General features: G+C 59.8%; 6 protein-coding genes, 1 tRNA gene and 1 pseudogene. 7 read left to right on the top strand and 1 reads right to left on the bottom strand.

The window, feature by feature from the left end:
- A partial coding sequence (locus NLI89_RS21335; RefSeq protein WP_254688756.1) for an alpha/beta fold hydrolase occupies positions 1 to 512 on the bottom strand: 512 nt, incomplete at its 3' end.
- Positions 513 to 657: 145 nt separating this feature from the next.
- Here NLI89_RS21335 and NLI89_RS21330 point away from each other — a divergent pair.
- The 7 genes and pseudogenes from NLI89_RS21330 (at position 658) to NLI89_RS21300 (ending at position 4,351) form a co-directional block, all read left to right on the top strand.
- Positions 658 to 734 (top strand) — tRNA-Trp (locus NLI89_RS21330).
- A 557-nt stretch (positions 735 to 1,291) separates the two neighbouring features.
- Positions 1,292 to 1,489, top strand: a complete 198-nt coding sequence (gene secE, locus NLI89_RS21325; RefSeq protein WP_056047594.1) for a preprotein translocase subunit SecE — start codon at positions 1,292 to 1,294, stop codon at positions 1,487 to 1,489.
- 13 nt (positions 1,490 to 1,502) lie between these two features.
- Positions 1,503 to 2,039 carry a transcription termination/antitermination protein NusG gene (gene nusG, locus NLI89_RS21320; RefSeq protein WP_055872668.1) on the top strand — a complete coding sequence of 179 codons (537 nt, stop codon included), beginning with the start codon at positions 1,503 to 1,505 and terminating at the stop codon, positions 2,037 to 2,039.
- 184 nt (positions 2,040 to 2,223) lie between these two features.
- Positions 2,224 to 2,610: a type II toxin-antitoxin system RelE/ParE family toxin gene (locus NLI89_RS21315; RefSeq protein ID WP_254688755.1), complete on the top strand. Its 387-nt coding sequence runs from the start codon at positions 2,224 to 2,226 to the stop codon at positions 2,608 to 2,610.
- Complete coding sequence (locus NLI89_RS21310; RefSeq protein WP_254688754.1) at positions 2,610 to 2,894, top strand: helix-turn-helix domain-containing protein; 285 nt, start codon at positions 2,610 to 2,612, stop codon at positions 2,892 to 2,894. The genes NLI89_RS21315 and NLI89_RS21310 overlap by 1 nt, the downstream gene beginning before the upstream one ends.
- A gap of 3 nt (positions 2,895 to 2,897) precedes the next feature.
- Positions 2,898 to 2,969, top strand: a pseudogene (locus NLI89_RS21305) (transcription termination/antitermination protein NusG); the annotation flags it as partial.
- Positions 2,970 to 3,715: 746 nt separating this feature from the next.
- The gene (locus NLI89_RS21300; RefSeq protein WP_254688753.1) at positions 3,716 to 4,351 is read left to right on the top strand and encodes a DUF5343 domain-containing protein; all 636 of its coding nucleotides are present in this window, start codon (positions 3,716 to 3,718) and stop codon (positions 4,349 to 4,351) included.
- The last annotated feature ends 13 nt before the right edge of the window (positions 4,352 to 4,364 follow it).

Genomic DNA, 4,364 nt, shown 5'->3' with positions numbered 1-4,364 from the left:
AGGCCGAGCGGATTGACGAGCACCAGCTTCTCGACCGACGCCGGATAGAGAATGGCGTAGCGCATCGCGAGCATGCCGCCCATGGAATGCCCGACGATCGTCGCCCGCGTGATGCCGCGCGATTCGAGCAGCCGCTTGGTGAACGTCGCCAGCATCTCGAAACTATACTGCGCCGCGCGGGGCTTGGACGATTTGCAGAAGCCGATCTGGTCGGGGACGATGACGCGGTAGCCGGTGTCGATCAGCGCCCGCGCGGTACTAGCCCAGGTCGCGCCGCAGAAGTTCTTGCCGTGGAGCAGGACGACGGTGCGGCCATTGGGACGCTGCGGCGCGATATCCATGAACGCCATCTGTGCGGGGGCGCCGATGATATCGACCTCCATCGTCTGCACCGGCCAGGGATAGGTGAAGCGTTCGAGCTGCGGCCCGAGGTCGGGCACCTGCGGCACCGGCCCCGCCCCCATCAGCAACGCCACGACCGGCAGCGCCAGCATCCCCAAACCTGCTCGCATACGATTCCGCTTTCCTACATCCCACGATACGGCGTACGGTTAACGGGCAAACACGACCGCGTGCAACGCATCATCCTCATGGTGACGAATTGCACGCGAGACGCTTGCCCTCCGCGAAAACGCTGGGTAAGGGGCGCGTCCGTGTAGGAGTGTAGCTCAGTTGGTTAGAGCGTCGGTCTCCAAAACCGAAGGCCCTCGGTTCGAATCCGAGCACTCCTGCCACCCCCTTTAAATTTCGATTTCGAACGGCACCGTTTCCCGCGGCGCCTTCGCACGTCCATCGCGATTGCAGAAAATGCATTTAATAATGCAATTTTCGCAATTGCTCTATGATGTGCTGCGATGCACAACGATCAGGCCTTTCAGGCATCCTCTCCTAAAAACTTTCATGGCCGGTCTCGTACCGGCCTTTTTTTTCGTCCGCGTTCGGCGTACACCGGCCATGCCGTCGTCAAGCCGAACGATAAATAGAAACCGTGGGAGCGGAGCCGCCGGTGAAACCGGCACCGGCAAGACGATCGTGCGGGGGATCGAGTGACCCAAGCGCTCTCCCCCGCCACTTCTTCGCCGACGCGCCACCTCTCCGACCACCGCCCTCCTCACTTCCGGCACGCGCCCCGCCCCTCTCCTGCCCCGCACTTGCTTTCACCTGTGACGGCAGCTATCTGCCGCGCTTCCGACAGCGAGGACGGACCTGCCGCCGCGGCCCTTCACAGGGAGCGGCTAGTGGGTCTATGCCTCGCATCTCAGTTTCTCAATCAGCGGGTTCGAAGAACATCGTGGCGAAGACGTCCCCCCTCGAATTCATCCAGCAGGTCCGCAACGAGACCGCGAAGGTCACGTGGCCGACGCGTCGCGAGACGGTCATGACCGGCGTGATGGTGGTGATCATGACGACGATCCTCGCGCTGTTCTTCCTGGGCGTCGACTCGATCCTGCAAGCGATCGTCTCCGCCCTCCTCAAACTCGCTCAGTAAGCAAGGTTCCGTCATGGCGCGCTGGTACATCATTCACGCCTATTCGGGCTTCGAGGGCAAGGTCCGCGACTCGATCATGGCCGAGGCGACCCGGATGGGTCTCGAACAGCTCGTCGAGCAGATCGAAGTCCCGACCGAAACCACGACGGAAGCCCGTCGCGGCAAGAAGATCGCGGTCGAGCGCAAGTTCATGCCGGGCTACGTGCTCGCCAAGCTGAACATGAACGACGACGTGTATCACCTGGTGAAGAACACGCCGAAGGTGACGGGCTTCCTCGGCAGCATGGGCAAGCCGCAGGCGATCAGCGAGGCGGAAGCCACGCGGATGCTGAACAGCAAGGAAGAAGCCGCCGCTGCGCCCAAGCAGAAGGTCAAGGTCGACTACGAGATCGGCGATCAGGTCAAGGTACTCGACGGCCCGTTCGCGACCTTCAACGGGCTTGTGGAGGAACTCGATTTCGACCGCAGCCGCGTGAAGGTTTCGGTTTCGATCTTCGGGCGTGCGACCCCGGTCGAGCTCGAGTTCGAGCAGGTCGAAAGAAGCAAGTAAGGCCAAGCCGCACGCGATTAGCCCAAGGCTAATCGCGAGACGGCGCCAGCCCGGCCGGCGGGTCAAAGCCCGGCCGACGACGCGGGATTTACTCCCGCGTCGCGCTTGGTTGGGAACCAACGCCAATCCCACAGGCTCCTGCCGGCCCTTGACCGAATTACGGCATTGCCGTACATATCGCACAATGCATACGGTGGTCGAAACCAAGGCGTATCTCTCCGCTGCCGATGACGTCGGCATGACGGATGACGAGCGCGTTGCCATCGTCTCTGCGCTTTCAGCCAACCCGCAGATCGGTGACGTCATGCCCGGTTGCGGTGGCGCGCGAAAACTTCGCGTGAGAAAGCCCGGCACCGGCAAATCGGGCGGCTACCGCGTGATCACCTATTATGCGGGCGACACCCTGCCGGTCTTCCTGCTGACCGTGTTCGGCAAGACCGAGAAGGCAAGCCTGACCAAGGCCGAGCGCAATGCGCTGGCGACCTTGACCGGCACGCTGGCGGCGAGCCTGACGCGACCGCACACAAGCGGCGACCGAGACGACACCACGCCAACTTCACGGAGGACATGATGAAGAGCGCATTCGACAAGATCGCAGCGGGATTGGAAGACGCCATCGCGTTCGCCGATGGTGATACGGATCGCGCGCGCGTGGCTACGGTGGACGTCCGCGCCGTGCGGGCAGCGACCAAGCTGACGCAAGGGGCGTTCGCCGAGACCTATCGCTTCCCGGTCGGCACGGTGCGTGATTGGGAGCAGAAGCGCCGCCTGCCGGATACCGGATCGGCGACGCTGCTGAAGATGATCGCGGTGGATCCCAAGGGCGTCGAGGCGATTATTGCGAAGGTACGGTAACGCGAGCGCACCCGCATCAAGGTTTCGGTGTCGATCTTCGGGCGCGCTACGCCTGTGGAGCTTGAGTTTGAGTAGGTCGAAAGAAGCAAGTAAGACGCAAAGCGGCGCGCTTGCGGCCGCACGCGATTAGCCGGCGGCTAATCGCCAGACGACCTCGACCGGCCGGCGGGCCAAAGGCCCGACCGACGACGCGGGATTTACTCCCGCGTTGCGTTTTTGGGAACGCCCAGCGCTCCGCACACTCTCTTCGCGCTCCGTCATCCTGACGAAAGTCAGGACCCGGAGCTACAGAACGATGGTCTGTTTGGCTCTGGGTCCTGACTTTCGTCAGGATGACGTAAAGAGGCGAACGATCTGTCCCAAGACGTGCTCTTGGATTGGGCGACACCCAGCTTGCAGAACCAAGTAGCTCAAATCCGCACACTATCCGGCACCGGATGAACCGCCGCAGCGCTTCAATCGCATAATGTAGGCTCGGCGCATCCTACGTCACCAGTTGCAGCTTCCCGCCGATCACCGCACCGCACGCATCTGACTTTGGCTTTATGAGGCTGAAAATGAAGCAAAGGCCTTCGACAGAAACACCCTTTTCCAAGTTTGAGCTAGATTTGCCACGTTCCGAAAACCGGACATCGGCTCATTGTGGCAAAAGGTTGCAGTTATGGCGAGCAACGCGGTGGTGCCGTCAATCGCTCCCGACACCTGCCTGGCAGCTCCTTTGTTTCAGGTTCTTGAGTTTGGAGCTACGCTGTATCGTGAAATTTAGGTGACCAACGGCAAATGCTTGGTTTAGGATGGGCGAAAAAGGGGGATCATCCGTTATGGCGTTGCCACCGTTTATCAATTCCACGGGTCTGATCGGCAAGATATTTGAAAAAATTCAGCAAGCGAAGATGCCTGATCGCTACACGCAAGATTTTCAAGAAACGGTCCTCGGATATGGTTCAGGTAGCGCCCGCGCGTTCATCCCCTTCCTAAAAAGGATTGGATTTCTTGAGAATGACGGTAAGCCCACAGACTTGTATCGCCGCTTTCGGAACGCAGACAGCAGCGGAGCCGCTATGGCGGAGGCGATGCGGATTGGATGGGCAGACCTGTTCAAGCGCAACGAGTTTGCGAATGATTTATCCGATGACAAGCTGAAGAATCTCGTGGTCGAGGTAACCGGAAGAGACAGGTCCGATAGCACGGTCACCGCTATCGCCGGGAGCTTCAAAGCCTGTAAACAACTTGCTGATTTTGATGCGGATCAGATGGATACAGCGAATGATCAAAAGCTTCCGCCTCTTGATATTTCGCGATCCGTGATGAAGCGTGACCCAAGCATCGACAACCACAAGAAGGCCGATCTACGGCTTGCCTACACCATTAACATCAATTTGCCAGAAACAACGAGCGTCGAGGTATACAACGCAATCTTCACCTCGATCAAAGCGAATCTTCTTTCCGATGACTAACGCGACTGATCGC

This window comes from Sphingomonas faeni, from assembly GCF_024273235.1.
In the GTDB taxonomy this organism is placed as follows: Bacteria; Pseudomonadota; Alphaproteobacteria; order Sphingomonadales; family Sphingomonadaceae; genus Sphingomonas; species Sphingomonas faeni_A.
Note: the sequence above shows the minus strand (reverse complement) of the source record. Positions and strands in the feature narration are given on the sequence as shown.

What these genes read in the sequence shown, in the direction of transcription:
- nusG (WP_055872668.1), top strand. Translation starts at nt 1,503, where the DNA reads ATGGCGCGCTGGTACATCATTCACGCCTATTCGGGCTTCGAGGGCAAG.
- NLI89_RS21315 (WP_254688755.1), top strand. Translation starts at nt 2,224, where the DNA reads ATGCATACGGTGGTCGAAACCAAGGCGTATCTCTCCGCTGCCGATGAC.
- NLI89_RS21310 (WP_254688754.1), top strand. Translation starts at nt 2,610, where the DNA reads ATGAAGAGCGCATTCGACAAGATCGCAGCGGGATTGGAAGACGCCATC.
- NLI89_RS21300 (WP_254688753.1), top strand. Translation starts at nt 3,716, where the DNA reads ATGGCGTTGCCACCGTTTATCAATTCCACGGGTCTGATCGGCAAGATA.